General features: G+C 62.0%; 23 protein-coding genes and 1 pseudogene. 10 read left to right on the top strand and 14 right to left on the bottom strand.

The genetic code is table 11. The features are described from left to right. Positions 1-17: 17 nt before the first annotated feature. The 6 genes and pseudogenes from QPW08_RS09675 to QPW08_RS09700 all read right to left on the bottom strand — a co-directional run bounded on the left by QPW08_RS09675 (position 18) and on the right by QPW08_RS09700 (position 4,957). Positions 18-1,229: an NADH-quinone oxidoreductase subunit D gene (locus tag QPW08_RS09675; RefSeq protein WP_284125607.1), complete on the bottom strand. Its 1,212-nt coding sequence runs from the start codon at positions 1,227-1,229 to the stop codon at positions 18-20. Next, complete coding sequence (locus tag QPW08_RS09680; protein WP_284125608.1) at positions 1,226-1,735, bottom strand: hypothetical protein; 510 nt, start codon at positions 1,733-1,735, stop codon at positions 1,226-1,228. Before QPW08_RS09680 ends, QPW08_RS09675 begins: the two co-directional genes overlap by 4 nt. A gap of 2 nt (positions 1,736-1,737) precedes the next feature. Then, positions 1,738-2,361 (bottom strand): annotated as a pseudogene (locus tag QPW08_RS09685) (NADH-quinone oxidoreductase subunit C); the annotation flags it as partial. Beyond that, positions 2,358-2,888, bottom strand: coding sequence for a NuoB/complex I 20 kDa subunit family protein (locus QPW08_RS09690; RefSeq protein ID WP_284126331.1), 531 nt, complete (start codon positions 2,886-2,888; stop codon positions 2,358-2,360). The gene QPW08_RS09690 and the pseudogene QPW08_RS09685, both read right to left, overlap by 4 nt. Positions 2,889-2,943: 55 nt before the next feature. Next, positions 2,944-3,318: an NADH-quinone oxidoreductase subunit A gene (gene ndhC, locus QPW08_RS09695; RefSeq protein WP_284125609.1), complete on the bottom strand. Its 375-nt coding sequence runs from the start codon at positions 3,316-3,318 to the stop codon at positions 2,944-2,946. Positions 3,319-3,520: 202 nt separating this feature from the next. Further along, positions 3,521-4,957: a coniferyl aldehyde dehydrogenase gene (locus tag QPW08_RS09700; RefSeq protein WP_284125610.1), complete on the bottom strand. Its 1,437-nt coding sequence runs from the start codon at positions 4,955-4,957 to the stop codon at positions 3,521-3,523. A 183-nt stretch (positions 4,958-5,140) separates the two neighbouring features. On the opposite strand from QPW08_RS09700, the gene QPW08_RS09705 reads away from it, so the two are divergent. After that, on the top strand, positions 5,141-6,337 hold the full coding sequence (locus QPW08_RS09705; RefSeq protein WP_284125611.1) for a thiolase family protein: 1,197 nt from the start codon (positions 5,141-5,143) through the stop codon (positions 6,335-6,337). 81 nt (positions 6,338-6,418) lie between these two features. After that, a complete protein-coding gene (locus QPW08_RS09710; protein WP_284125612.1) occupies positions 6,419-6,802 on the top strand; it encodes a hypothetical protein in 384 nt (127 codons plus the stop codon). A gap of 50 nt (positions 6,803-6,852) precedes the next feature. Here the strand turns inward: QPW08_RS09710 and QPW08_RS09715 are convergent, their stop codons facing one another. Further along, complete coding sequence (locus QPW08_RS09715; protein ID WP_284125613.1) at positions 6,853-7,296, bottom strand: SH3 domain-containing protein; 444 nt, start codon at positions 7,294-7,296, stop codon at positions 6,853-6,855. 120 nt (positions 7,297-7,416) lie between these two features. On the opposite strand from QPW08_RS09715, the gene QPW08_RS09720 reads away from it, so the two are divergent. From QPW08_RS09720 to QPW08_RS09730, 3 genes are read left to right on the top strand one after another with little or no spacing between them, the layout of a single operon-like run. Further along, a complete protein-coding gene (locus QPW08_RS09720) occupies positions 7,417-8,433 on the top strand; it encodes a 2-hydroxyacid dehydrogenase (protein ID WP_284125614.1) in 1,017 nt (338 codons plus the stop codon). Positions 8,434-8,483: 50 nt separating this feature from the next. Beyond that, positions 8,484-8,813 (top strand): ubiquitin-like protein, encoded by a 330-nt coding sequence (locus QPW08_RS09725; protein ID WP_284125615.1) that lies wholly within the window; start codon positions 8,484-8,486, stop codon positions 8,811-8,813. A gap of 4 nt (positions 8,814-8,817) precedes the next feature. Then, entirely contained in the window at positions 8,818-9,324 is a 507-nt protein-coding gene (locus QPW08_RS09730) for a DUF805 domain-containing protein (RefSeq protein ID WP_284125616.1), read from the top strand. Here QPW08_RS09730 and QPW08_RS09735 read toward each other — a convergent pair. The 6 genes from QPW08_RS09735 to QPW08_RS09760 all read right to left on the bottom strand — a co-directional run bounded on the left by QPW08_RS09735 (position 9,321) and on the right by QPW08_RS09760 (position 16,881). Further along, positions 9,321-10,013, bottom strand: coding sequence for a lipase family protein (locus QPW08_RS09735; protein WP_284125617.1), 693 nt, complete (start codon positions 10,011-10,013; stop codon positions 9,321-9,323). The genes QPW08_RS09730 and QPW08_RS09735 overlap by 4 nt on opposite strands. A 7-nt stretch (positions 10,014-10,020) precedes the next feature. After that, complete coding sequence (locus tag QPW08_RS09740; protein WP_284125618.1) at positions 10,021-11,427, bottom strand: NAD(P)H-dependent flavin oxidoreductase; 1,407 nt, start codon at positions 11,425-11,427, stop codon at positions 10,021-10,023. Positions 11,428-11,446: 19 nt separating this feature from the next. Continuing rightward, the gene (locus tag QPW08_RS09745) at positions 11,447-12,187 is read right to left on the bottom strand and encodes a class I SAM-dependent methyltransferase (protein ID WP_284126332.1); all 741 of its coding nucleotides are present in this window, start codon (positions 12,185-12,187) and stop codon (positions 11,447-11,449) included. A 14-nt stretch (positions 12,188-12,201) separates the two neighbouring features. Then, entirely contained in the window at positions 12,202-13,329 is a 1,128-nt protein-coding gene (gene prfB, locus QPW08_RS09750; protein WP_284125619.1) for a peptide chain release factor 2, read from the bottom strand. Between the two features lie 93 nt (positions 13,330-13,422). Then, a complete protein-coding gene (locus tag QPW08_RS09755) occupies positions 13,423-15,954 on the bottom strand; it encodes a penicillin-binding protein 1A (protein ID WP_284126333.1) in 2,532 nt (843 codons plus the stop codon). 57 nt (positions 15,955-16,011) lie between these two features. Then, positions 16,012-16,881 carry an N-acetylmuramoyl-L-alanine amidase family protein gene (locus QPW08_RS09760; protein WP_284125620.1) on the bottom strand — a complete coding sequence of 290 codons (870 nt, stop codon included), beginning with the start codon at positions 16,879-16,881 and terminating at the stop codon, positions 16,012-16,014. A 451-nt stretch (positions 16,882-17,332) separates the two neighbouring features. Here QPW08_RS09760 and QPW08_RS09765 point away from each other — a divergent pair, with 451 nt between their 5' ends. Both QPW08_RS09765 and QPW08_RS09770 read left to right on the top strand, forming a co-directional pair. After that, positions 17,333-20,014 (top strand): Rne/Rng family ribonuclease, encoded by a 2,682-nt coding sequence (locus QPW08_RS09765; protein ID WP_284125621.1) that lies wholly within the window; start codon positions 17,333-17,335, stop codon positions 20,012-20,014. A 57-nt stretch (positions 20,015-20,071) separates the two neighbouring features. Beyond that, the gene (locus tag QPW08_RS09770) at positions 20,072-21,037 is read left to right on the top strand and encodes a tetratricopeptide repeat protein (protein WP_284125622.1); all 966 of its coding nucleotides are present in this window, start codon (positions 20,072-20,074) and stop codon (positions 21,035-21,037) included. Here the strand turns inward: QPW08_RS09770 and QPW08_RS09775 are convergent, their stop codons facing one another. After that, positions 21,038-21,673, bottom strand: a complete 636-nt coding sequence (locus QPW08_RS09775) for a class I SAM-dependent methyltransferase (protein ID WP_284125623.1) — start codon at positions 21,671-21,673, stop codon at positions 21,038-21,040. Between the two features lie 66 nt (positions 21,674-21,739). Between QPW08_RS09775 and QPW08_RS09780 the strand changes: the two genes are divergently transcribed. The 3 genes from QPW08_RS09780 to QPW08_RS09790 all read left to right on the top strand — a co-directional run bounded on the left by QPW08_RS09780 (position 21,740) and on the right by QPW08_RS09790 (position 24,582). After that, positions 21,740-22,636: a haloalkane dehalogenase gene (locus QPW08_RS09780; protein ID WP_284125624.1), complete on the top strand. Its 897-nt coding sequence runs from the start codon at positions 21,740-21,742 to the stop codon at positions 22,634-22,636. 94 nt (positions 22,637-22,730) lie between these two features. After that, the gene (locus tag QPW08_RS09785; protein ID WP_284125625.1) at positions 22,731-23,741 is read left to right on the top strand and encodes a D-alanine--D-alanine ligase family protein; all 1,011 of its coding nucleotides are present in this window, start codon (positions 22,731-22,733) and stop codon (positions 23,739-23,741) included. A 25-nt stretch (positions 23,742-23,766) separates the two neighbouring features. Further along, positions 23,767-24,582 carry an NTP transferase domain-containing protein gene (locus QPW08_RS09790; RefSeq protein ID WP_284125626.1) on the top strand — a complete coding sequence of 272 codons (816 nt, stop codon included), beginning with the start codon at positions 23,767-23,769 and terminating at the stop codon, positions 24,580-24,582. Positions 24,583-24,586: the final 4 nt, after the last annotated feature.

The following is a 24,586-nucleotide window of genomic DNA, read 5'->3' on the forward strand; positions in this document are numbered from 1 at the left end:
GGCAACGCCTAGATGCCTCACCGGTCACACTCCCCGAACACCACGTCGATCGCGCCAAGAATTGCGGTCGCGTCAGGTAGCATGTGGCCCTTGGACATGAAGTCCATCGCCTGCAGGTGGCTGAAGGCAGTCGGGCGGATCTTGCAGCGATACGGCTTGTTGGTGCCGTCGCTGACGAGGTAGACGCCGAACTCGCCCTTCGGGCTTTCCGTGGCGACGTAGACTTCGCCTGCCGGGACATGGAAGCCTTCGGTGTAGAGCTTGAAGTGGTGGATCAGGCTTTCCATCGACTGCTTCATCTCGCCGCGCTTGGGCGGGGAGACCTTACCGTCGGTGCTGGCGACCGGACCCTTGGGCATCTGGGCCAGGCACTGCTTGATGATCTTCGCGCTCTCGTAGACTTCCTTCACGCGCACCATGAAGCGGTCGTAGCAGTCCGAATTGGTGCCAACGGGGATGTCGAACTCCATCCGGTCATAGACTTCGTAAGGCTGGCTCTTGCGGATATCCCACGGGATGCCGGCCGCGCGGATCATCGGGCCGCTGAAGCCCCAGGCCACCGCGTCGTCCTTGGAAACCACCGCGATGTCGACATTGCGCTGCTTGAAGATGCGGTTGTCGATGACAAGGCTCATGGCATCGCCGAACAGCTCGGGCAGGCGCGTGTCGAGCCAGTCGCCGATGTCGACCAGCAGCTTCTCCGGCACATCCTGGTGCACACCGCCGGGGCGGAACCAGGCGCTGTGCATGCGCGCGCCGCTGGCGCGTTCGAAGAAGTTCATGCAGTCTTCGCGCAGTTCGAACACCCACAAATTGGGCGTCATCGCGCCCACGTCCATCACATGCGCGCCGATGTTGAGCATGTGGTTGCAGATGCGGGTCAGCTCGGCAAACAGCACGCGCAGATATTGGGCACGCTCGGGTACCTCGAGGTTGAGCAGCTTTTCGATCGCGAGGACGTAGCTGTGCTCCATGCACAGCGGGCTGCAGTAATCGAGCCGGTCGAAATAGGGCAGCGCCTGCAAATAGGTCTTGTGCTCGATCAGCTTCTCGGTGCCGCGGTGCAGCAGGCCGACATGCGGGTCGATCCGTTCGATGATCTCGCCGTCGAGCTCCATCACCATGCGCAGCACGCCGTGCGCCGCTGGGTGCTGCGGCCCGAAGTTGATGGTGTAGTTGGAGATGACTTCGTCGCCGGTGGTCGGCGACTGTTCCAGTTGCACGCTCATCCGCAAATCCAATCGCCGCTATAGCTCTGTGTCACGCCGCCTGCATCAGTCACAACCATGTTGGCAGGTCGGCGGGTCTCGTTGCCCGCTGCCGGGGCAACGCTGATGCTGACGCCGGGTGCCGAGAAAGTGGTGCCGGTCTTGATGGCGTCGACATTGCCCTTGGCATCGACCGTAACCAGTTCGCCGCCGACGCGGATCACGCCCTTGCCGCTTTGTGGGTTGCCCGAGGTGAAGAAGACTTCGCGCCCCACCTCCATGAATGTGCAACCGCCAGTGCGCTGGCCCAGATCGACCGAACCGATGTCTCCAAGCCGCTGGAGCTGAGTGGCCTGGACCCCGGCCGGGAGCGCGGGCGCTGCAACAGCTGCTGCAGGTTGCTGGTTCGGCGTGGTCACACCGGATGCGCCGATGCGCCCGGCGTAGTCATCCGCGGTTTCCGCATCGCCCGGAGGTGAACACGCGATCAACGCCGGAACGGCAAGGAGGATGGCGGTGCGCCTCACTTTGGCTCACCCTCCGCCTTTTCGTCACCGGGCAGCACGTAGTCGGAGCCTTCCCAGGGTGAGAGGAAATCGAACTGCCGCAGGTCCTGCGCCAGCTCGACCGGCTCGTACACCACGCGCTTTTCCTCTTCGGAATAGCGCAGCTCGGTATAGCCGGTGAGCGGGAAGTCCTTGCGGAAGGGATGCCCCTCAAAGCCGTAATCAGTCAGGATCCGGCGCAGGTCCGGGTTGCCGCTGAACAGCACGCCATACATGTCGAACACTTCGCGCTCGAGCCAGCCGGCGTTGGGCCAAAGCGTTGTGACGGTCGGCACCGGGGTGATTTCGCTGGCGGTGACCTTGAGCATGACGCGGTGGTTCTTGGTCAGGCTCAACAGCATGTAGACGACTTCGAACCGCTCCGCGCGGTCCGGGTAATCGACCCCGGCCATTTCTACCAGCTGCTGGTAGGCATGATCGTCGCGCAAGGTCCGCAGCGCATCCTCGATCCGGTCGCGCGCGACAGTGATGACGATCTCGCCGAACTCTTCTTTCGAGCCGACGACCATGTCGCCCAGCGCCTTGGTCAGCGTGTCGAGAACGCCATCGTTAGGTGCCATGCGGGGGCCTGAATGAACGAAACTCATCGCTCGATCGTCCCTTCGCGGCGGATCTTCCGCTGCAGCTGCATCACGCCATAGAGCAGCGCCTCTGCCGTCGGAGGACAGCCGGGGACATAGATATCGACCGGCACGATGCGGTCGCATCCGCGCACAACTGAATAGCTGTAGTGATAATAGCCGCCACCATTGGCGCAGCTGCCCATCGAGATGACGTATTTCGGCTCCGACATCTGGTCGTAGACCTTGCGCAGCGCCGGGGCCATCTTGTTGCACAGCGTTCCGGCCACGATCATCACGTCGCTCTGGCGCGGGCTGGCGCGAGGGGCGACGCCGAACCGCTCCATGTCATAGCGCGGCATGTTGACGTGGATCATCTCTACCGCGCAGCAGGCGAGGCCAAAGGTCATCCACCACAGCGAGCCGGTGCGCGCCCACTGGAACAGGTCTTCCGTGCTGGTGACGAGGAAACCCTTGTCGTTCACTTCAGTCTGCAGCGCATGGAAATAGTCCGCATCGGGCTGGCGAACTTCGCCGCCCTGTGCGGTCGGCATCTGGCCGATGGTATCAGGCGTCAGGCCGGCGAGCGTGGTGTTGGTCGTGTTCATGTCATTCCCACTCCAGCGCGCCCTTCTTCCACGCGTAAGCGAGGCCGATGGCCAGCTCGCCGAGGAAGATCATCATGGTGGCCCACCCGGCCCAACCGGTCAGGTCAAGGCTGACGGCCCAGGGAAACAGGAACGCGACTTCAAGATCGAAGATAATGAACAGGATCGCCACGAGATAAAAGCGCACGTCGAACTGGCTGCGCGGGTCCTCGAAGGCGGGGAAACCGCACTCGTATTCGCTGAGCTTTTCCGCAGTCGGCTTGTGCGATCCCGTCAGTCGCGAGACGCCCATCGGCAGGAACACGAACAGCGCGGAAAGCCCGACCGCGATGAACAGGAAGATCAGGATCGGCAGGTATTGCGAAAGGTCGACCAAGAGACTGACTCGCGAGGCTGATTTGGGGTTGGGTGCGCCCTAGTCCCGCCACCGCCAAGGCGCAAGGGGGCGAAGGGCTGTATTGCCCCTGCAATCGTGCAAAATGTGCAATAGCACGTGAACCCCAGCGCAGGCTGGGGTCTCCTGCAATCCTGTGCCGGGATCAGGGAGGTCCCGGCCTACGCCGGGACACTCGCTTCGCTCACGCCTTCTTCATCTCCCGCGCAATGTTCTTGCGGGTGGTGTCGCCATAGGGCGGTTTGAGCCCGGCGAGCTTGGCTACATCCACCTTTGGCTGTGTGTAGACACTGCGGGCGTGGCTGAATTCCTTGAAGCCTTCGGGCCCATGGTAGGACCCGATACCGCTCGGCCCGACCCCGCCAAAGGGCAGGTCTTCCATCGACACATGCATGATCACATCGTTGACGGTCACCCCGCCCGAGATCGTGCGGGTCAGCACATGCTCGCGCTCGCCTGCATCTGCACCGAAGTAGTACAGGCCCAGCGGGCGGTCGTTCTCGTTCACATAATCGATCGCTTCATCGACATTCTTGTAGGTCTTGACCGGCAAGACCGGTCCGAAGATTTCCTCCTGCATCGCCATCATGTCGTCATTGACATTGCGCAGGATGGTGAGCGGCATCTTGCGAGTGTTGGTGGAGGAGAAATCCTCGTTCGCCGGGTTTACTTCGATCACATCCGCTCCCTTGTCGCGGGCATCGGCGACCATGGTCTGCAGACGGTCGAAATGGCGATCTGTCACGACTGATGTGTAGTCATCGTTGTCGAGCAGGGTCGGATACATGTTGTGCGCAGCCTGGCGAACGGAATCGACGGCCACCTGCTCCTTGTCTTCCGGCACATAGAGATAGTCCGGCGCGAGGCAGATCTGCCCGGCGTTGAGCATCTTGCCCAGCGCGATGCGTTCGCCGGCCTGCTCGAAATTGGCGCTGCGGCCGAGGAAGACAGGCGACTTGCCGCCCAGTTCCAGCGTCACGGGCACGAGGTTGCGTCCGGCAGCTTCCATGACCTTGCGGCCAGTCGCTGTCGAACCGGTGAACAGCAAGTGATCGAACGGCAGCGAAGAAAATGCTGCAGCCACTTCCGGGCTGCCGGTGATCACCGCCACTTCGTCCTCGGCGAAATACCTGGCCACGACCTCCGCTGTGAGCTCGCTGGTCTTCTCCGTGAATTCGCTCGGCTTGATCATCGCCCGGTTGCCCGCTGCGAGGATCTGCATGAGCGGGCCGATCGATAGGTTCACCGGGAAGTTCCAGGGTGAGAGGATGCCAACGACGCCCTTGGGCTCGTAACGCAGTTCCGCCTTGGCTCCCATCAGGCCCAGCGGGAAACGCAGGCCGCGCTTCTCCGGACGCGCCCATTTGTCCATGTGCTTGAGGCAGTACTTGCCGAACCCGATGGTGCCGGTGATGTCGGTCAGCATCGATTGTTCGTGACTGCGATTGCCGAAGTCGGCGCTCATGGCCTTGGCCAGCTCGTCGCCATGGTCGACCAGCATGGCAATCGCTCGCTTGATCCGGTCGCGGCGCATGCTCAACGGTTCCGGGCGAGCAGCGGTGAAGGCCTCGCGCTGCTTGCGCAGGATGGCTTCCATCTCTGCCTTCTTGTCTTCGGCCATGGCTTATCTCCTCCTCAGGTTTCTCTTTGCGACTTATCTCGACCATTGCGCGGGGTATGACAAGCGACATCGTGATCGCTGCTATCGCCCCTGCAAACGTATCCTGTTTGTAATTGCCGCAGTGCAGCACTAGGTGACGTGTCGCTATTCCAACGCATAAGACTCGCAGAAAGGTCCCTCTCCATGGCCCAGTTCTCCGCCGCAGATCCCGTCGTCATCCTGTCCTACGCCCGCACCCCGATGGGTGGAATGCAGGGCGCCCTGTCCGATGTCTCCGCGACTGACCTTGGCGCGACTGCAGTGAAGGCAGCAGTCGAGCGCTCCGGCGTCCCGGGCGAGAAATTCGACCGCACTTACATGGGCTGTGTCCTCCCGGCCGGCCTCGGCCAGGCACCCGCGCGCCAGGCGACCATCAAGGCGGGCCTGCCGGAATCAGTCCAGGCGACGACCGTCAACAAGGTCTGCGGCAGCGGCATGCAGACCGTCATCATGGGCGCGGAAGCGCTCGCCAGCGGCACCATCGATTATGTCGTGGCCGGCGGAATGGAGAGCATGACCAATGCTCCCTACCTGCTCAAGAAGCACCGCAGCGGCGCGCGCATCGGACATGACACCGCTTACGACCACATGTTCCTCGACGGGCTGGAAGATGCTTATGAGGCAGGCCGCGCGATGGGCACTTTCGCGCAGGACACCGCCAACGAATACCAGCTGACCCGCGAAGACATGGACGGTTATTCCATCGAGTCGCTGCGCCGCGCCAATGCTGCCATCGAAAGCGGGGCATTTGCCGATGAAGTCGTTCCGGTCACCTTCGCCACCCGCAAGGGCGATGTCACGGTCGACACTGACGAACAGCCCGGCCGCGGCATGCCGGACAAGATCCCGACCCTGCGTCCTGCCTTCGCCAAGGACGGCACTATTACCGCTGCCACTTCCAGCTCCATTTCCGATGGTGCGGCGGCGATCGTCCTGACCCGCGAAAGCGTTGCCAAGGGAAATGGCCAGCAACCGGTCGCGAAAATCGTCGCCATGGCTGCCCACGCGCGTGCGCCCAAGGACTTCACCGTCGCCCCGGTCGGCGCGATCGAGAAGGTGCTGGATAGGGCCGGCTGGAGCGTCGACGATGTCGACCTGTGGGAAGTCAACGAAGCCTTCGCCTGCGTTTCCATGTTCGCCATGCGTGACATCGGCATCCCGCACGAGAAGATCAACGTCAACGGCGGTGCGACGGCACTGGGCCACCCGATCGGCGCCAGCGGCACACGCATCATTGTCACGCTGCTCAACGCACTGAAGCAGCAGGGCAAGACCAAGGGCGTCGCGAGCCTTTGCATCGGCGGCGGCGAAGCCACCGCTGTGGCGGTCGAGCTGGTCTGATTTCCACCAGCTGCGCCGGCGCGATTCGCTGTCCGGCGCGTTTGGTGGTATCCTCTCACCTCCTTGAAAAAGGAGGGAGAGATGGAGAAATGGACTGCGTTACTCGCGGCAGCCGCATTGGCTGCTTGTTCTCAAACCGCTGAACCTGCAGCCGAAGCAGAAGAACCGGCCCCGGCGATTACGCCCGGTACATACGACTTCTCATTCGACAGTGATGGAACGGTCAATCGGGCCGTGCTGGAGGCCGACGGTACTTACACCACCTTCCAGCCTGACGGAAACCAGATTGCCCGCGGCAGCTGGACCAGTATCGGCCAGCGAACCTGTTTCGATCCCGAGGGCGACAATCCTCAGGTTTGCTACACTGATGAGGTTCCAGGCGACGACGGCAGATTCAGCGCGACCAGCGACGATGGTCGGACGATTTACGTTACCCCTGTCGCGGAAGAAGTGCCTGCGGAATAAGCGGCTTCGGCACGGATCGTTGAGCCAGCAGCCGGGCGATCCGGCTCACGTCAGGGCGCGCCTGCTCCATAGAGACGGTCCGCCGGGACATAGCCTTCGCGTCCTGCGACCGAGAGCTCGCACCAGCCCGCCTCGCATTCGCCGAGCTTGCCGACAACGCCCGGTTCGAGGTTCCATTTGAGCGATGAATTGTCCGCCGGGGCGGTACGCATCGGTGCAAGCCCTTCCCCCACGACGAGCCCACCGCGTTCGGCGCTCAGCATGGTCTTGGCAACCCAACCGCGATCACCGTCGCTATCTTCAATGTAGCGCCAACCTTCCTTGAGCCGCAGTACTTTGATCGGCAGCCCCTTGCGCTTGTAGACCCAGTTGATCCGATACTCAGTGCTGGGACCGACCCGGAGGTTGAGCTTGGTCGTATCGATTGTCGCCCAATAAGGCGTCTCGCGCTGCTGCGCGCTCGCTTCGCCGCAGGCGGCGAGGAGCAGTGTCAACGATGTAAGAAGCAGTACCCGGGTCATGGCAAGGCATCTTATGGTAAATGAACGCTTCCCCGCAAGAGTTTGCCCGGCCCGACTTGACCGCAATGCGCGCTATGTCCAATCACGGGACAGATGACCGACAGCAGCGACACGACCGCCCGGCGTATCGGAGGCACTCCCAGGGTGGTAGTTACCCGCCACCTGATGCCCTCCGTCGAAGCGCGCATGAGCGAGCTCTACGATGCAACGCTCAATACCGGCGACATCCCCTTGACCCGCGAACAATTGGCCGACGCGATGGCCGATTGCGACGTTCTGGTGCCGACAGTCACTGACCGAATCGACGCCGAATTGATCGAAGGCGCTGGCGAGCGCCTGAAGCTGATCGCCAATTTCGGTGCCGGTACCGATCATATCGACCTCGCCGCCGCTGCGAAGCGCAAGATCATGGTCACCAATACGCCCGGAGTCTTCACCGATGACACCGCCGACATTGCCATGCTCGGCATCATCGGGGTCCCACGCCGTATCCGCGAGGGCGTCGAGCTGGTGCGGACCGGCAAGTGGACCGGCTGGGCACCCTCGCGCATGCTGGGGCGTCGGATCGGCGGGAAAGTGCTGGGCATCGTAGGGATGGGCCGCATCGGGCAAGCGGTGGCGCACCGCGCTCGGGCTTTCGGGCTCGATATCGCCTATCACAACCGCAAGCGGTTACCTGAAGCAATCGAGCGGATGTTGGCGGCGCGCTATGTCCCTGATCTCGATACTCTGTTGGCAGAAGCTGACATACTTACCCTGCACTGCCCGGCGACCGAGGAGACGACAGGGATGCTCGATGCGCGCAGGATCGGGTTGATGAAACAGGGCGCGAGCCTGATCAACACGGCCCGCGGCGAACTGGTCGACCAGGAAGCGCTCATCGCGGCGCTGGAAAGTGGCCACCTCGCCGGCGCCGGGCTGGATGTCTATCCGGATGAGCCCAGGGTCGACAAGCGCCTGATCCGGCATCCGAACGTCATGACCTTGCCTCACATCGGCAGCGCCACGGCGGAGGGCCGCGAAGCCTCGGGCGAGAAAGTCATCGCCAATATCCGCTTCTGGGCCGACGGCCATCGTCCGCCCGACCAGGTGCTCGACGCGCTGGTTTAGGTTGGGGAAAGTCAATTCGGGGCGCACAGACGAGACGGAGGAAAAATCCCATGTCCAGACTGCTTGGTGCCATACTTGGTGCCACCACTTTGACTGCCGGTTTGGTGGTTCCAGCGCTTCCGGTCTACGCGGCCGACGATGCGCAGACCGAGATCACGGTGTTGGTCAAGACTCTCACTGGCAAGGTTATCCCGATCCGCATCACCCCTGGCTCGACAATCTTCCAGGCCAAACAAGCGGTCCTAGCGAAAGAAGGCATCCCGCCGGAGCAGCAGCGGCTTATTTTCGCAGGCAAGCAGCTGGAGGACGAGCGGACCTTGCGTGACTACAATATCCAGAACGAATCGACTTTGTTCCTGGTCCTGAACCTGAGGGGGTAATGCCTTGAACGACGCGACCGGCGACGACAGTCGCTACCAGTCCGGATTGGTGCGCGATTTGTGGTTGCTGCCGCAGACTGTCCGCAATTCCTTCACATTCGAAGGCCGTTCTCGCCGCACGGAAATGGTCGTCTATCTGATCGTCGGCAGCATCCTGTTACAGCTGGTCGTAGGGCTGATCGATCTCACCGGATTGATAGAAGAAGATGCAATTGGCTGGGGATCGGCGATCACCTTTTTCATACCCTTGCCGGCGTTACTCACCCGTCGATTGCACGACATGGGCCGGACCGGATGGCTCACACTGCCGGTCATCGCTCTCATGCTGGTTGCTACCTATGAAGATTGGCTGGTGAGCACCATGGACACATCGGACCCTGCGTGGCCCGATCCGTGGGGGCTGACGGGGGACATGATCAGCCTGGCAGGGGCCCTGTGCGTGGTCGCGATCCTGCTGCTGCCGGAGAAGAACGAAAACAATCCTTACGGCCGCGACCCGCGGCTGGACTAGTCCCCCGCGCCAACCTCTTCGCGCAAGACCGAAAGGATTTCTGCAATCGCCCGTCGCGAGCTGCCGAGTTCCAAATGGCGATAGGGCAATTCGACTTGCCGGTCCGATTGTTCGGGAAGACCGCGCGCGCTTTCCGGAGCAATAATACCGTCGACGGCAGACCACATGGCGATGGTGCGAACCGGCGGCTTGGCTCCGACATTTTCCTTGAACGGCGTGGCATCGACGCGGTGATCATTGAGCAATTGGTACACCCGCCACGCATTGTTGGCCCGGCGATCGCCTGAAAACGGAGAGCCCAAGGTCATCACCAACGCAACAAGTTCAGGTCGCCGGTGCGCCAGCAGCCGCGCATAGAGGCCGCCAAGGCTCCATCCGATCAGGATGACACCTTGCCCTGTTTGTCGAGCAATGTCCGCGAGCCTCTTCTCCACGCGCTCGACAGATTCTGCGTTAACGGTCGTATTCAGGCCGCCACCCCAGCCGTAGGTGTCGAATCCGGCACTTTCCAGCGACACCCGAAGCAATGCCGTGGTGGCATCACCCGAGAGCATCCCCGGGATGACCATAACCGGCCGGTCTTCCCCGAATGGCTTGACCTTGACAGGACCGCGCAGCGGAGCGGTCAGCACCTTGGGCAGCGCACCCACCTCGCTGGCCCAAAGCCTGAGGGAAGGTGGCTTGCTCAAGTGCGGATCAGTCCCCGGTCAGGATTCGTTCGACCAGTTCCTTCACCGTCGGGGTGAAGTTGTTGGAATAGAACGGATCCTGCTTGAAACGGTACGCCGCGTGACCGGCGAAGGCGAGGTTCTCGTCCGGGTCGCCGCCATGGGCGATGTCCTGCAGCGTCTTCTGGATGCAGAAGCTGCGCGGATCGGCCAGGCGACCGGTGGTGTGATTGTCGTGATCCTTCCAGCTCGAGAACTGGCAATGCGACAGGCAGCCCATGCAGCCCTGCTGGTCGGCGCGGATCTGTTCGGCGCTTTCAGGGGTCACGAACACCACGGTGTCGTCAGGCGTCTTGAGCGGCTCGGAAAACCCTTCGTGCATCCATGCCAGCGCCTTGCGCTGGTCGCCCGGGTGAACGTAAAAATATTTGGCCTTGCCGTGATCGAGCAGCGGAATGGTGCCCTCTTCCTCCTCGCGCTTGAAGATCGGGATCTGCCGCTCGCTGCGGTGCATCAGGTCATAGAGGAACGGCGTCTTGACCGCGCTGGAATAGAAGCCGGTGGGGCTGAACTTGTGCAGCAGCACGTCTCCTGGCTCGACCGTGCGCAACATCTCTTTCCAGACATTGGGAATCGGGCTTTCCCTGGTCAGCAACGGGCGGGTGCCGAACTGGAAAGCGATCTTGCCCAGCTCCGGATTGTCTATCCAGTCGTTCCATTCGCGCAGGAACCACACGCCCCCGGCCATGACGATGGCGGTATCCTCGGAGACACCTTCGGCCCGCATGGTCTCGCGCAGCGCCTTGACGCGGGGATAGGGATCCTCCGGCTTGGTCGGGTCTTCGGCATTGGAAAGGCCGTTGTGCCCACCCGCCAGCCACGGGTCTTCGTAGACGACTGCAGCCAGCAGCTCGGGTACCTTGGAATAGCTGCGCTTCCACAGTGCGCGAAAAGCGCGGGCCGAGCTGACGATGGGCAGGTAGTGGACGTTGAAGCGCTGGGCGATCTCGGCGAGCTTGTAAGGCATGCCCGCTCCACAGGTGACGCCGGTGATCTTGTCGCTGCAGTTCTCAAGCACACCTTCAAGCACTTGCTGGGCACCGCCCTGTTCCCACAGCACGTTGATGTTGATTGCACCCTTGCCGTCCGCAATCTCATACGCCCGGTTTACCTGTTCGGTCGCACCATCAATGGCGTAGCGGACGAGCTGTTCGAAGCGTTCCTTGCGGGTGGCCTGCGGATAGATTTGGGGAATCGGGTTGCCATCTTCGTCATAACTGTCGGCATTGACCGCGCTGACAGTGCCGATACCGCCCGCAGCCGCCCACGCGCCTGAGGACATGTGGTTGGTGGCAGAGACACCCTTGCCCCCTTCGACCAGCGGCCAAACTTCGCGGCCGCCATAATTGATCGGCTGCAATCCCTTGAAAGTCATTGAAATTCCAATTCTGTTTTTATTTCTTTGCGCCGCCCCCTGCGGCACGTGCGACCCCGCCTTTGCAGGGCTTAATTTCTCCCGGCTCCGGCCTCGTAGCGAGTCTGCGGAACTGTGCATAGTACCCCGCAAGTTCTGGCGCGTCGCGGAAGGTGTCGAGCTTGAAGCCGACCTGTTCGAATTCGCATTTGAGCAGGAAGGGGTCGATCCCGTGCTGGTCGGTCGGCCGGTCGACATCGACAACGATAGCCTGCCCGCCCTCTTTCAGAGAAGGCCACAGCCGCCAAAGGAACGCGTAGGGCTCCTCCACCTCGTGATACATGTGGACCATGAAGACACGGTCGAAACTGTCATCGGGCAAGCGCGGATCGTCAGGCGCGCCGAGCTTGATCGAGACATTGTCGAGCCGTTCCTTCTCGACCCTGAGGCCCAACCGCTGGATCGCGTCCTGGTCGATATCCTGCGCCAGCACGCGGCCGTCCTCGCCCACGCGTTGTGCCAGACGAACGGTGTAATATCCCTCGCCCGCTCCGATATCGGCCACGGTCATACCCGGCTCGATGCTGGCAAAATCCATCACCTTGCGCGCCTCGTCGACCTTGTCGCGGGCAGTCTCAGTACTGAACTGGTTGGCACCAAGTTCGGATACCGGGCGATCGGGTCGAGGGAATTCGCGTGCACTTTCGAGGCGGTCGCTGTCATCCATCGAAGGCACACGGTTGCAGGCGGCGAGTGCCAACCCCGCCGAGAGCACGGCCATGGATGCGATGCGGATCACTCCACGTCCTCCACATCGACCTTCTCGCCCGTTACGCGCTGCGCCAGGGCGGCGGAGATGTAGGGGTCGAGCGCGCCGTCGAGCACGTCGTCGGGGGCGCTTGAGGTCACGCCGGTGCGCAGGTCCTTGACCATCTGGTAGGGCTGCAAGACATAGCTGCGGATCTGGTGCCCCCAGCCGATTTCGGTCTTTTCCTGATATTCGCCGCTCGCCGCAGCCTCGCGTTCGGCCATCTCGCGTTCGAACAGGCGCGCCTTGAGCATGCTCATAGCGGTTGCTCTGTTCTTGTGCTGGCTGCGGTCGTTCTGACTGGCAACGACGATCCCGGTCGGCTGGTGGGTGATGCGGACGGCGGAATCGGTCGTGTTGACGTGCTGCCCGCCTGCACCCGATGCGCGATAGGTGTCGATCTTGAGGTCACTCTCGTTGATCTCGATCTCGATGTCGTCATCGATCACCGGATAGACCCAGACCGAACTGAACGAGGTGTGCCGCCGGGCCGAGCTGTCATAGGGGCTGATCCGAACCAGCCGGTGCACCCCGCTCTCGGTCTTGGCATAGCCATAGGCGTTGTCGCCCTTCACCAGCAGCGTTGCCGACTTGATCCCGGCCTGCTCGCCGGCCTGGTACTCGATCGTCTCGACCTTGTAGCCGCGCTTTTCCGCCCACCGGGCATACATGCGCATAAGCATTTCGGCCCAATCCTGGCTTTCCGTTCCACCGGCACCGGCATGGATTTCGATATAGGTATCGTTGGCATCGGCCTCGCCCGATAGCAGTGCCTGCACCTTGTCGGCGTCGGCGCGATTGGCGAGCTTTTCGAGGCTGGCGAGCCCTTCCTTTACGACATCCTCGTCGCCTTCCGCTTCGCCCATGTCGACGAACTCTATGGCGTCGGCCATTTCGGAGCTGATTTCGTTGACCGTGTTGACCGCGCTTTCCAGCGACTTCTGCTCACGGCTGATAGCCTGGGCTTCCTTGGGGTCATTCCACAGGTTCGGGTCCTGCACCCGCGCGTTGAGCTCATCCAGCCGGCGCAGCGCGCGCTCCCAGTCTAGCGACTGGCGTACGAGGCTGAGCGCGGCTTCGATGCGGTCGATATTGGCCTGCCCTTCGGCACGCATGGGTAATTCCTTCAATTCGCTTGGTTCGCTCGCTTAGCGAAACTGGCAGCGCGGGCCAATGGCCGATCACGCTGCCATGTCACAATCGACCGATCAGTAGATGCCGCCCTGGTCTTCAACAAAGTCTTCCAGCGCTTCGACTTCGTCGCTTTCGCTGCGGGTCTCGTCGCTCGCCTGCGACCCGCGCCGGATGAGGTCGAGGATCTCCTTGCGGCGCGCTTCTATCTCGTCGGCCCGGGTCGAGCGCGGCGGTTCGGTATCCGGCTTGAAAGCCTCCCAGATGACAGCCGAGTCCCAGCTGTCGCTGGGCCAGCCATCGAATACCCGCTTGCCAGTGCGACGATCGACCCGCACCATCCGCACGCCCGACGGCGCGATCGGCGGGTGGTCGGACCAGCGATTGCGGGTCTCCGTGATCACGCGTTTGACGATCGGTGCCGCGAGCGAGCCGCCTTCCACCCCGCCAAGGTTGCGCGGGTTGTCATAGCCGACATAGGCCCCGACAATATATTCCTGCGTCCCGCCAACGAACCACACATCCGTGGGACCGGTGGTGGTGCCGGTCTTGCCGAACAGCGGCAGGTCCAGGTCTCGCAACCGCTTGGCGGTTCCGCGGGTGATGACGCCTTCGAGCATGTGCATGGTCTGGAATGCAGTGCGCGCGTCCATCGCCTGCTTGCCGGCCGGCTTGAGCCGGGGCATCCGCTTGCCGTCCCACTCCGGCATGTTGCAGCCGTTGCAGGCCCGCTTGTCGGCCCGCCAGATCACCTTGCCGTGGCGATCCTGCACGAAATCGACGAGGGTCGGAGTGTTCAGCCGTCCATGGTTTGCCAATGCAGCATAGGCATTGACCATGTTGAGTACCGTCGTCTCCCCTGCCCCCAGCGCGAAGGCCGGATAAGGCTGGTAATTGCTGCCCGCGCTCGGGATTTCCAGCGCCTTGAAGGTGTTGATGACGTTGGGCATGCCCGATTCCATCGCGATCTGGACGGTCATGATGTTCTGCGACTGCTCCAGGCCATAGCGCAGCGGGAACTGGCCCCCGCGCCCACCTCTGAAGCATTTTTCACCCAGCCGCGCGCCCTGGTAATAGCAATAGCTCGAATTCTCGACCTGCGTCGCGGGGGTAAAACCGTTCTCGAGCCCCGTCGCGTAGACAAACGGCTTGATCGTGGAGCCCGGTTGCCGTTCGGCCTGCGTTGCCCGGTTGAACGCGCCAAGCCGGCTGTCGAAGCCACCCTGCATCGCCAGTACCCGACCGGTCATCGGATCTTCCACCACCAATCCGCCCGAGACCGAAGGGATGCCCCGCACGCTGTAGCCATTGCCAGCCGGTGCGGCAGCGATGATATCGCCAGCCTTGAGCGAATTGGGCAGGTTGGAAAGCGGCGCGGTCGACCCATCCGTAAAGCCGATGGTCGCGCTTGGGCCATTCCGTTCCGTCACAACGCCGACCCGCCAGTTCTCGTAGTTGATCGACAGGAACGAGCTCTGCAGCTGACCCTGCCAATTGCCGGCTGCCATATCGAGTGTCGCAATCGGCCCACGATAAGTGCTGCCGCCGTTGTAGCGCAGCAACCCTTCGCGCAGGGCCTTGCGTGCCGCATCCTGCATTTCCATGTCGAGCGACGTGCGCACCCACAGCCCGCCGGCATAGACGCTGTTCTTGTTCGCCTCGCCGGTCTCCTCGTCTTCGGCTGCTTCACCGAAATCGGCAATCAGCTGGCGGCGTACTTCCTCGAGGAAATAGCCGGCATCGGCGGAGCGCTGGCTGCGCTGGGTGACGAGGCCTAGCGGCTTGGCCTTGGCGGCATTGGCCTGCGCTTCGCTGATGAAATCACTGGCGACCATCTGGTCGAGAACGAAATTGCGCCGGTTGAGCGCGGCCTGCTCTTCACCTTTGCGGCCATAGCGTTCCGGAGCCTTGGGAAGAACCGCGAGAAATGCCGCTTCGTGCAGTTCCAGCTCGCCCACGTCCTTGTCAAAATATGCCCGCGCTGCGGCCTGGACCCCGAATGAACGGCGACCAAGCGGGATTTCATTGAGGTACAGCTCAAGAATCTCCTGCTTTGTCAGCACGCCTTCGATGCGGCGCGCGAGCAGCATTTCCTTGAGCTTGCGAGTGATCGAATACTCGTTGCTGAGCAGGATGTTCTTCGCCACCTGCTGGGTGATGGTCGAACCGCCGACCGCGCGCTCACCCGAACCCAGCTTGCTGACATAGTCGACAACTGCGCCGACCAGGCCGCCGGCATCAATGCCCCCGTGGCTGAAAAAGGTCTTGTCCTCGGCCGCGAGATAGGCCTCGATCAGTTCTTGCGGGAAATCGGCATATTGCAGCTGCACACGCCGCTCACGGGCATAGGAATGGACGATCTCGCCATCGATCCCGCGCACGACAGTGGGCAGCGGCGGTTCGTAATCGAGCAGCTTCTCCGCATCCGGCAGATCGCGAGCGAGCACCGCCCACAGCACGATCCATGCGGCCAGCAACAACCCGAGCAGGATCATGGCCCAGCGGAACCAGCGGCTTTCGCGCCACTGCCGCTTGACCCAGTTGATCGCCCCGGTCGCCTCGCGCCGGATGCGATAGCGAATTGCTTCGATGGAAGAACCTTCAGCCATAGTCACGGCAAGCCCCTAGCACGCGGATTCTGCACCGCGCTATAACCAACTGCGGGATTATTCGCGGGTTTGGCGCGCAAAGTAGATCCGCACGGCCCGCGCCAGCGCCTCGGCAAAGGCTCGTTGCCCTTCGGGTGAGGTCAACCGGGCAGCATCGGCGGGATTGGTGATGTAGCCCGATTCATAAAGGACCGCCGGGACATCGGGTGCCCGCAAGACCGCTAGCGCAGCAGAGCGCCGTGCCTGCGGATGGAATTTCAGCGTTGAGCGCCCCTCGCGCACGATCAGCGCAGCGAATTCAGCCGAATTTTGCTGCACGCGGCGCTGTGAAAGCTGGACCAGGATGTCGCTGACCGCATCCGACTGGCCCGTGACTTCGACCCCGTTCAACCGGTCGGCATTGTTCTCGCGCTCAGCGAAGCGGGCGGCCGCCTCGTCCGAGGCTTGGCTCGACAAGGTGTAGATACTTGCCCCGCTGATCCCGGTAATCTCACCCGCCGAATCGGCATGGATCGAGATAAACAGGTCCGCATCCATGCGCCTGGCAATCTCAGGCCGCTCTTCCAGCACCAGGAAGGTATCGTCCTCGCGCGTCAGCGCGACGCGAACACCACCTTGATCCAGCAATGCATCCTTGAGCGCGAGGGCAAGACCCAGCACAAGTGTCTTCTCGCGCCGTCCGCTGCCGCTGGAGCCGGGATCCTTGCCGCCGTGCCCGGCATCGATCACGACCAGCGGGCGCGAGCGGTCCTGCGGCCCGTATATCGTTGGCAGGTCGACCGGTTCATTTCCCTGCGGAAGGTCGATCCTGAGGACATAGTCGCGCCCCAGATGCGGGACGGGAATCGTCAGGCCAAAGGCATAAAGCCCGGCCATGATGGCTACCGGCAAGAGGAAAACCAGCCAGAGTTGGGCGCGCAGCGACATAATCTTAGCAGCGTGTTAGGGCGTTGGTGGCTAAGTGCGCAATATAGTTGCCGGAGTTCTCCCGCGATGCTAGCAAGAGTCCGACCGGAAGTTGGGCCTTCCGCTCTTGCCTCTCAGAATGCAAGGCGGTGACTCAACAGGAAAATCCGGCTCCCACCCGCACCCATTCGCAGGTGGCATAAGAATAACAGGTTGATACGCCACATGAGACTCCACCCCCCGTATTCCGGCAGGCAATCGCAAGGTTGCAGCGCCGTTGCGGCAGGTATGGGCACGCTACAGCAGCGAGGTCTCCTTGGCGTAGACACAGCATCCCGCGCCCCGAAGCCTTGTGCGCTTCCGGGCCGGTCTATCCATTCCGCCCGTGGCCAATCCACCGGCGGTTCCCACACATATCTGCGCGAGGGATTGCGGCCCGAGGCCGTCCCCGTTCGCGCATGGAGACAATTCAATGGCTACGCGCATGCTTATCGATGCGCGCCACCAGGAAGAAACCCGGGTGGCGGTGCTCAAGGGCAACCGGATTGAGGAATTCGATTTCGAATCTGCCGAACACAAGCAGATCAAAGGCAACATCTATCTCGCCAAGGTAACACGGGTCGAACCGTCGCTGCAGGCAGCGTTCGTCGATTTCGGCGGCAATCGCCATGGTTTCCTGGCCTTCAGCGAAATCCACCCCGATTATTACCAGATCCCGCAGTCCGACCGCGAAGCGCTGCTGGCGGAAGAGGCCGAGGCAGCCGAGGAAGAGGCTCGCCTGCGCGCCGAAGAGGAAGAGCGCGGCGAAATTCCCGGTGACGAGTACGACGCCGAAGACGAGGAAAGCGCCGAGGCGCTGGTCGAGGACCTGGCCGAAGACGGGCTTGAGGAAATCGACACATCGGAAAAGGACAAGGTCGCTACCATCGAGGAAGGCCAGGTAGAAGGCGACGACGATAGCGACGAAGACGACAGCGAAGACGAGGACGGCGAATCGGACGAGAACGAAGCCTCGGATGACGACAACGGCAGGCAACGCGGCCGCCGTGGGCGCGGTCGACGGCAGGGCAAGGGCGGCAAAGCCCGCGCCAAGGCCGTCGATGAAGCGCGAGCCAAGCGCCAGGCATTGCGTCGCCGCTACAAGATCCAGGATGTCATCCAGCGCCGCCAGGTAATGCTGGTGCAGGTTGTCAAGGAAGAGCGCGGCAACAAGGGTGCCGCCCTCACCACCTATCTCAGCCTTGCCGGTCGCTACACTGTGCTGATGCCGAACAGCAGCCACGGCGGCGGCATCTCGCGCAAGATTTCCAGCGCCGGCGACCGCAAGCGGCTCAAACAGATCGTCAGCGATCTCAGCCTGCCGCGTAGCATGGGCCTGATCGTCCGCACGGCGGGGCTCCAGCGCAACAAGACCGAGATCAAGCGCGACTTCGATTACCTCGCCCGGCTGTGGGACGAGATTCGCGAAAAGACGCTGTCTTCCAGCGCGCCCACGTTGATCCATTCGGATAGCGACCTGATCAAACGCGCCATCCGCGACATCTACAATCGCGAGATCGAGGAAGTGGTGGTTGAAGGCGAGGAAGGCTACAAGTCGGCCAAGGCCTTCATGAAACTGCTGATGCCCAGCCACGCGCGCCGGGTGAAGCCTTATTCCGACCCCATGCCACTGTTCCAGCGTTATGGCGCGGAAGACCAGCTGCGGGCGATGTACGACCCGGTCGTCCAGCTCAAGTCGGGCGGCTACCTGGTGATCAACCCCACCGAAGCACTGGTCTCGATCGACATCAACTCCGGCCGTTCGACCAAGGAACACGGGATCGAGCAGACCGCGCTTGCGACCAACCTGGAAGCGGCCAAGGAAATCGCCCGCCAGCTGCGCCTTCGCGATATGGCCGGCCTCGTCGTGATCGACTTCATCGACATGGAGTACAACAACAACGTCCGTAAGGTTGAGCGCGCCATGAAGGACGCGCTCAAGAATGACCGCGCGCGGATCCAGGTGGGCCGCATCTCGGGCTTCGGCCTGATGGAAATGAGCCGCCAGCGCCTGCGCACCGGTGTGCTCGAAGCGACAACCCGCGATTGCCCGCATTGCGATGGCACCGGCCTCGTCCGCACAGCATCCAGCGCCGGCCTCTCGGCCCTGCGCCTGATCGAGGACGAAGCAGCCAAGGGCAAGGGAACGATCATCACCCTGCGAGCCAGCACCGAAGCAGCGATCTACCTGCTCAACGCCAAGCGCGGGGACCTGCAGGAGATCGAAGATCGTTACGGCGTGAGCGTCGAAGTTATCCCCGAGGGCGAAGATGAAGGTGCCAAGATGAGCGTAAGCAGCTCTGGCCCTCGCCCCTCACAGGCGCCCAAATTCGATCCAATCGTCGACGACGACGAGGATGACGATGATTTCACTGACGATGCGGACGACGAAGACGACGATACCGAGGATAGCGAGGACAAGCCCAAGAAGCGCCGTCGCCGCCGCCGCGGTGGCCGTGGTCGCAACAAGAAACGTCAGGAACAGTCCGACGATAGCGACGAAGACCTGGAAGACAGCTCGGATGACGAAGAGGCGTCCGACGACGATTCCGAGGACAAGCCGAAGAAGCGCCGCCGTCGTGGGGGTCGCCGGCGCGGTGGCCGCGGTCGCGGAGCCGGTGATGATACTGGCGATGATACTGGCGAAAGCGATACCGAAGACACCGTAGAGGAGGCTTCCGAAGCCGAACACACCGAGGAACCGGTCTCGGCCAAGGAAGAGGTAGCCGAAGAGAAACCGAAGAAGCGTCGGGCTCCGCGCAAAAAGAAGGCCGAGGAAGCACCTGCTGAAGACGTGCCTGCTGAGGAAGCCCCCGCTGAAGAGGCCAAGGAAGAAAAGCCAAAGCGTCGCGCTCCGCGCAAGAAGAAGGCTGAGGAAGCTCCTGCTGAAGAGGCCGCAAGCGACGCTCCGACAGAGGAAGCCCCGGCCAAGCCGAAGCGCACCCGTCGCAAGAAGGCCGATGCTGAACCGGCTGCCGATGAAGCCGCTCCGACACCGGCCCCGGCACCCGCCAATGACGCAGCGGGAGTTGGTTCGTCTCCTGGAGATGCATCCGGAGAAGACACCGATGGCACTCCTCGCCGCGGCTGGTGGCAGCGAACTTTTGGTGAATAGGGCTCCATCGTGGGCCGATTGACGCGACTACTGCTGCCAATTCTTGCGACATTCGCCGTGCCGACCGCTTTGCTTGCGTCGGCCGGCGAGGAGGTGCCCGATGCGATCGCTGCCTACAAGGCTGGCGATTGGGAAACGGCGCGCGTCCTGTGGCAGGGGGCCTGCGATGCAGGCAATCCAGCCGCGTGTCATGAAGTGGCGGTCGTCTATCGTGACGGCGAAGGTGTCCCAGCCGATGCCGAACGAGCCAAGCAGTTGTTCGAACAGGCCTGTACAGGAGGCTTCGGCGATTCCTGTTTCAACCTCGGCAACAAGGCTGAGGGCGAAACGCGCCTATCCTATTTCGAGAGGGGGTGCGCGCTCGATAGTGTCGGTTCCTGTGCGCGGATCGGGATGGCCTATCGCGATGGTAAGGACACCGGAAAAGACGCTGGAAAGGCGGTCGATTACCTGACCAGGGCGTGCCTGATCGACAAACAACAGGCGGGGCCAGCCTGCTTCATGTTGGCTGGCCTGTATGACATCCATGACGAATTTGTGATCGAAGATGATGGGGCCACGGCCAACCGCTGGCTGGCGCGCGGCTGCAGCCTGACGGATGTCCAGAGCTGCCAGAACCTCGGCTTCCATTATCGCGCCGGCTACGGCATCGGGAAGGACCTGGTGAAAAGCAATGCGCTCTATGCCATGGCCTGCAACGATGCATCCAGTCTCGCATGCCCCATGTTCTCACCTCGCGAGTACTTCGGTGCCGCCCCGGCCTATCGCGGCTCGGAAATCAAGCCGGACAAGCGGCAGGCCGCCGGGCTGTATCGGACCGCTTGCGAACGGGGACTGGCATTGGGTTGCGCGCAGTTTGCCTATGCCATCCTGCGTGGCGGCAAAGCGGCCAAGAACCGGGCGACCATCGACCGCTATCTGAAGCAAACTCTGGAGCTTGATCCGGGCAACTGGTTCGCGGAATTCCTCATCGATCTTATCGAGAAGGACGGGATCGAGGCCTGGGACAGGCGCAACCGCTGATCAGCCTCCTGCCTTGATCCCCATGCCCCATTCGTTCCAGCCAAGCGACTTGGGTGTTTTCGGCAGGTAAGTCGCACCCATGGGTTCGACCACGAAGCCCCCTGCCCTGACCGCTTCGGTCACCGGCCGGGTCAGGTGACAGCCACCGGCAAATGGCTTCCAATAAGGCTCGATCCGCTCCTGGAACCGCGCGACATCGGCATCGGGGGCCCGGCCATGTTCGAGGAAAAGCAACTTGCCGCCCGGTTTGAGGATGCGGCGCATTTCCCTGATCACCTGCGCCTGATCCTGCACCGAGCACATGGTGTAGGTGCACACCACGGTGTCAAAACTGTTGTCGTCAAACGGGATGTCTTCGCCGATTCCTGATCGGATATCGACGTTCCAGCCCTTCTTCTGCGCTTCGGCGCGAGCATATTCGAGCAGCGTGGGATCGGGATCGATGCCAGCATAGCTGTCGATGGCATCGGGATTGTAGAACTGCTGGTTGATTCCTCCGCCGCATCCCAATTCGAACACATGACCGTTGGCAAGTGGTACGATCCGCGAGCGCCGCTTCATGATCGCCGGCATGCCGCAAGCGAACTTTATTACGCGCGGCACCCCATGGCGGCCCCACCATTCACCCAAGCTCATGTATCGATCTCCCTTCAATACTGACTGTTATTGTGCCAGATTTATTTGGCAATTGGGAGAGACAGCATGCCAACAATTATCCGCACTCCGGAAGAACGTTTCGCCAACTTGCCTGATTACCCTTTCGCGCCGCACTATCATGAACTTACAGATGGCATCAGGCTCCATTATATCGACGAAGGACCGCGCGATGGCAGTCCCGTGCTGATGCTGCACGGCGAACCCAGCTGGAGCTTCCTCTATCGCTTCATGATCCCGCAAGTGGTCGAGGCCGGGTACCGCGCTGTCGCGCCGGACCTCGTCGGCTTTGGCAAATCGGACAAGCTCTCGCGCAAGAGCGACTACAGCTATGCCGGGCATGTGGCATGGATGCGCGAATGGGTCGAAGCAATGGACTTGCAGGACATCGTGCTTGCTTGTCAGGACTGGGGTTCGCTGGTCGGTTTACGACTGGTTGCAGCCATGCCGGAACGCTTTGCTGCCGTGGTCCTGTCCAACGGTGGGCTCCCGGCTGGGCAGGAGGCACCACCCGCCTTTGCCAAGTGGCGGAACTTCTCGAAATGGAGCCCGGTTTTCCCGATCGGAAAGATCCTCCAGCGCGCCACAACGCGGGAGTTGAGCAAGGCCGAAGTTGCGGCCTACGATGCGCCTTTTCACAGCCGCGCCAGCAAGGCCGGGGCTCGCATATTCCCGTCACTTGTGCCGCTTGGCGAGAATGTGGCCGTACCCGACCAACTCGCGGCATGGGAAGTGCTGGAGCGCTTCGACAAGCCCTTCACCTGTTGCTTTTCCGACCAGGACCCGATCACGCGCGGCGGCGATGCCCAATTCCGCGAGCGCGTGCCAGGTGCACGCAACAACGACCTGCATCGCACGTTGAGCGGCCACCATTTCATCCAGGAAGACGATCCGCACGGATTTGCCGCAGCCATTCTCGAAACCGCGAAGAAAGCCGGGCTTTAGTCCCAAATGGACGTTTAGCGCTTTCGAAGCTGCCCGCATGGTTGTAATCGCGTCGCCGCACAGGGTTCGCCCACGACAAGGAACGGTTCGCCAGATGACTGAGATCAAGCCACTTCGCATTCCGCAACAGGACAAGGACCGCGTCCGCTTGTTGTTCATGGCCAAACACGCGCTTTGGGGCGGGGGCATGCACCCCGAAGATGGCAACCATGCCATCTACCACCACGAAGTGCGCACTACGCTCGAAGGGCTTGGCCTCAACCTGACCTTTGCTGACAAGTACGATGTGCTGTTTACCCGCCCGGATGTCGATTTCGTGTTCCCGCTGCTCAACCGCGGCGGCTTCGTGAACAGCGAGATGCTGATCCCGATCCTGTGCAACATGCACCGCATTCCGTATCTCGGCGCGATGCCGTTCCTGCGAGGGCTCGGCGATGACAAGTCGGTCTCCAAGCTCGTCTGCACCCATGCCGGCGTGCCGACCGCACCGTGGTTCTGCTATCGTCGCGGCGCACCGGTGCTCGAAGCGGACCTGCCCCCCTCGCCCGATGGCCGCTGGGTCATCAAGCCCAACGCATCTTCCGCCAGCTGGGGCATTTCCGATGCCTTCGACTGGAACGGCGTGACCAATGCAATCGCCGACATCCACGGCCAGGGGCATGACGCCATCGTCGAGCCCTATCTCGATGGGTACGACGTGCAATGTGCGTTCATCACCATCGACAGCGAACCCGTCGCCCTGCCGATGCTGTGGTACGAGCGCGAAAACACTCAGAAGCTGTGGACCTATTACGAGAAGCGCGACCTGGTACAGAACACCGAGAAGGCCGCGCTCAAGACCTTCGACCATGCCGATTTCGCGCCGAAGATCACCGAAATGGCGAAAAAGGTCGCACGCGAATTCGTGCCGTTCGACTATGGAAGGATCGAATTCCGGGTCGACCTCAAGACCGGCGACATCAATTTCATCGAGATCAACCTCAACTGCAATTTGTGGTCGGAAAAGGTCATGGCGAAGGCGGCGAGCTATGCCGGGTTCAGCCACGCCGACCTGCTGGAAACATTGTTGGCGGAAAGCTGGCGTCGCAACGCGTTGATTGCATGATGCGAGCACGGCTATGGGGGCTGGCATGAGCCAGAACCCCACTACCGTCATCATCCTTGCCGCCCAGCGCGCCGGCGTCGTCAACCCGCTCGCCGAACGGGCTGGCGTTTCGCACAAGTGCGTCGCGCCGATTTGCGGACGCCCGCTGATCGAATGGGTGCTCGACGTCGTCACTGAACGTCCCGATCTCGCGGAAATCCGCATTTCCATCGAGCCGGATGCCCAGGCGGTGGTCGAGCCGTTGCTGGCACCTTATGCCGGGCGCACTCCCATCCGTTTCGTTGATTCGCATACCGGTATCGTCGACAGCGTCATGGCGGCCGTCGGCGATGACGAGGGCCCCTTCATCATCACCACAGCCGACAATGTCCTGCTCAGCGCAGAAGGCTTCGAGCAGGTTCGCGAAACCATCCGCCACGCCGATGCCACGCTGGCGCTGGCGCGGGAGGCGGATGTCAAAGCCGCACATTCGGAGGGCCAGCGTAACTTCTACCAGTTCCGGGATAGCGGCTATGCCAATTGCAACATTTACGGCATCGCCAGCCGCCGCGCATTCGGAGCCGCGGAGATCTTTCGCGAAGGCGGCCAGTTCCAGGCCAATCGCGACCGCATGATCCGCGCTTTCGGCTTGTTCAATATCCTGCTGATGGGTCTCAAGCTGGTCGATGCCAGGGGCGCCATGAAGCGCATCAGCAAGCGCTTTGGCCTGGCCATCGAGGCAACTTTCTTCGATGATGGGGCGCTGGCGATCGATGTCGACAATGAACGCACCTACAGCGTGTGTGAGGCATTGCTGCCCAAGCGAAAACAGGTGCCGGAAAGCTGGACGTCGCCTTCCTGATCTG

It is taken from the genome of Parerythrobacter aestuarii (genome assembly GCF_030140925.1).
GTDB lineage: Bacteria > Pseudomonadota > Alphaproteobacteria > Sphingomonadales > Sphingomonadaceae > Parerythrobacter > Parerythrobacter aestuarii.

Excerpts from the sequence above, each read along its gene's own strand:
- QPW08_RS09675 (WP_284125607.1), bottom strand. The coding sequence starts at position 1,229 with ATGAGCGTGCAACTGGAACAGTCGCCGACCACCGGCGACGAAGTCATC.
- QPW08_RS09690 (WP_284126331.1), bottom strand. The coding sequence starts at position 2,888 with ATGCCGACCGCACAGGGCGGCGAAGTTCGCCAGCCCGATGCGGACTAT.
- QPW08_RS09700 (WP_284125610.1), bottom strand. The coding sequence starts at position 4,957 with ATGGCCGAAGACAAGAAGGCAGAGATGGAAGCCATCCTGCGCAAGCAG.
- QPW08_RS09705 (WP_284125611.1), top strand. The coding sequence starts at position 5,141 with ATGGCCCAGTTCTCCGCCGCAGATCCCGTCGTCATCCTGTCCTACGCC.
- QPW08_RS09710 (WP_284125612.1), top strand. The coding sequence starts at position 6,419 with ATGGAGAAATGGACTGCGTTACTCGCGGCAGCCGCATTGGCTGCTTGT.
- QPW08_RS09720 (WP_284125614.1), top strand. The coding sequence starts at position 7,417 with ATGACCGACAGCAGCGACACGACCGCCCGGCGTATCGGAGGCACTCCC.
- QPW08_RS09725 (WP_284125615.1), top strand. The coding sequence starts at position 8,484 with ATGTCCAGACTGCTTGGTGCCATACTTGGTGCCACCACTTTGACTGCC.
- QPW08_RS09740 (WP_284125618.1), bottom strand. The coding sequence starts at position 11,427 with ATGACTTTCAAGGGATTGCAGCCGATCAATTATGGCGGCCGCGAAGTT.
- QPW08_RS09745 (WP_284126332.1), bottom strand. The coding sequence starts at position 12,187 with ATGGCCGTGCTCTCGGCGGGGTTGGCACTCGCCGCCTGCAACCGTGTG.
- prfB (WP_284125619.1), bottom strand. The coding sequence starts at position 13,329 with ATGCGTGCCGAAGGGCAGGCCAATATCGACCGCATCGAAGCCGCGCTC.
- QPW08_RS09755 (WP_284126333.1), bottom strand. The coding sequence starts at position 15,954 with ATGGCTGAAGGTTCTTCCATCGAAGCAATTCGCTATCGCATCCGGCGC.
- QPW08_RS09760 (WP_284125620.1), bottom strand. The coding sequence starts at position 16,881 with ATGTCGCTGCGCGCCCAACTCTGGCTGGTTTTCCTCTTGCCGGTAGCC.
- QPW08_RS09765 (WP_284125621.1), top strand. The coding sequence starts at position 17,333 with ATGGCTACGCGCATGCTTATCGATGCGCGCCACCAGGAAGAAACCCGG.
- QPW08_RS09775 (WP_284125623.1), bottom strand. The coding sequence starts at position 21,673 with ATGAGCTTGGGTGAATGGTGGGGCCGCCATGGGGTGCCGCGCGTAATA.
- QPW08_RS09780 (WP_284125624.1), top strand. The coding sequence starts at position 21,740 with ATGCCAACAATTATCCGCACTCCGGAAGAACGTTTCGCCAACTTGCCT.
- QPW08_RS09785 (WP_284125625.1), top strand. The coding sequence starts at position 22,731 with ATGACTGAGATCAAGCCACTTCGCATTCCGCAACAGGACAAGGACCGC.
- QPW08_RS09790 (WP_284125626.1), top strand. The coding sequence starts at position 23,767 with ATGAGCCAGAACCCCACTACCGTCATCATCCTTGCCGCCCAGCGCGCC.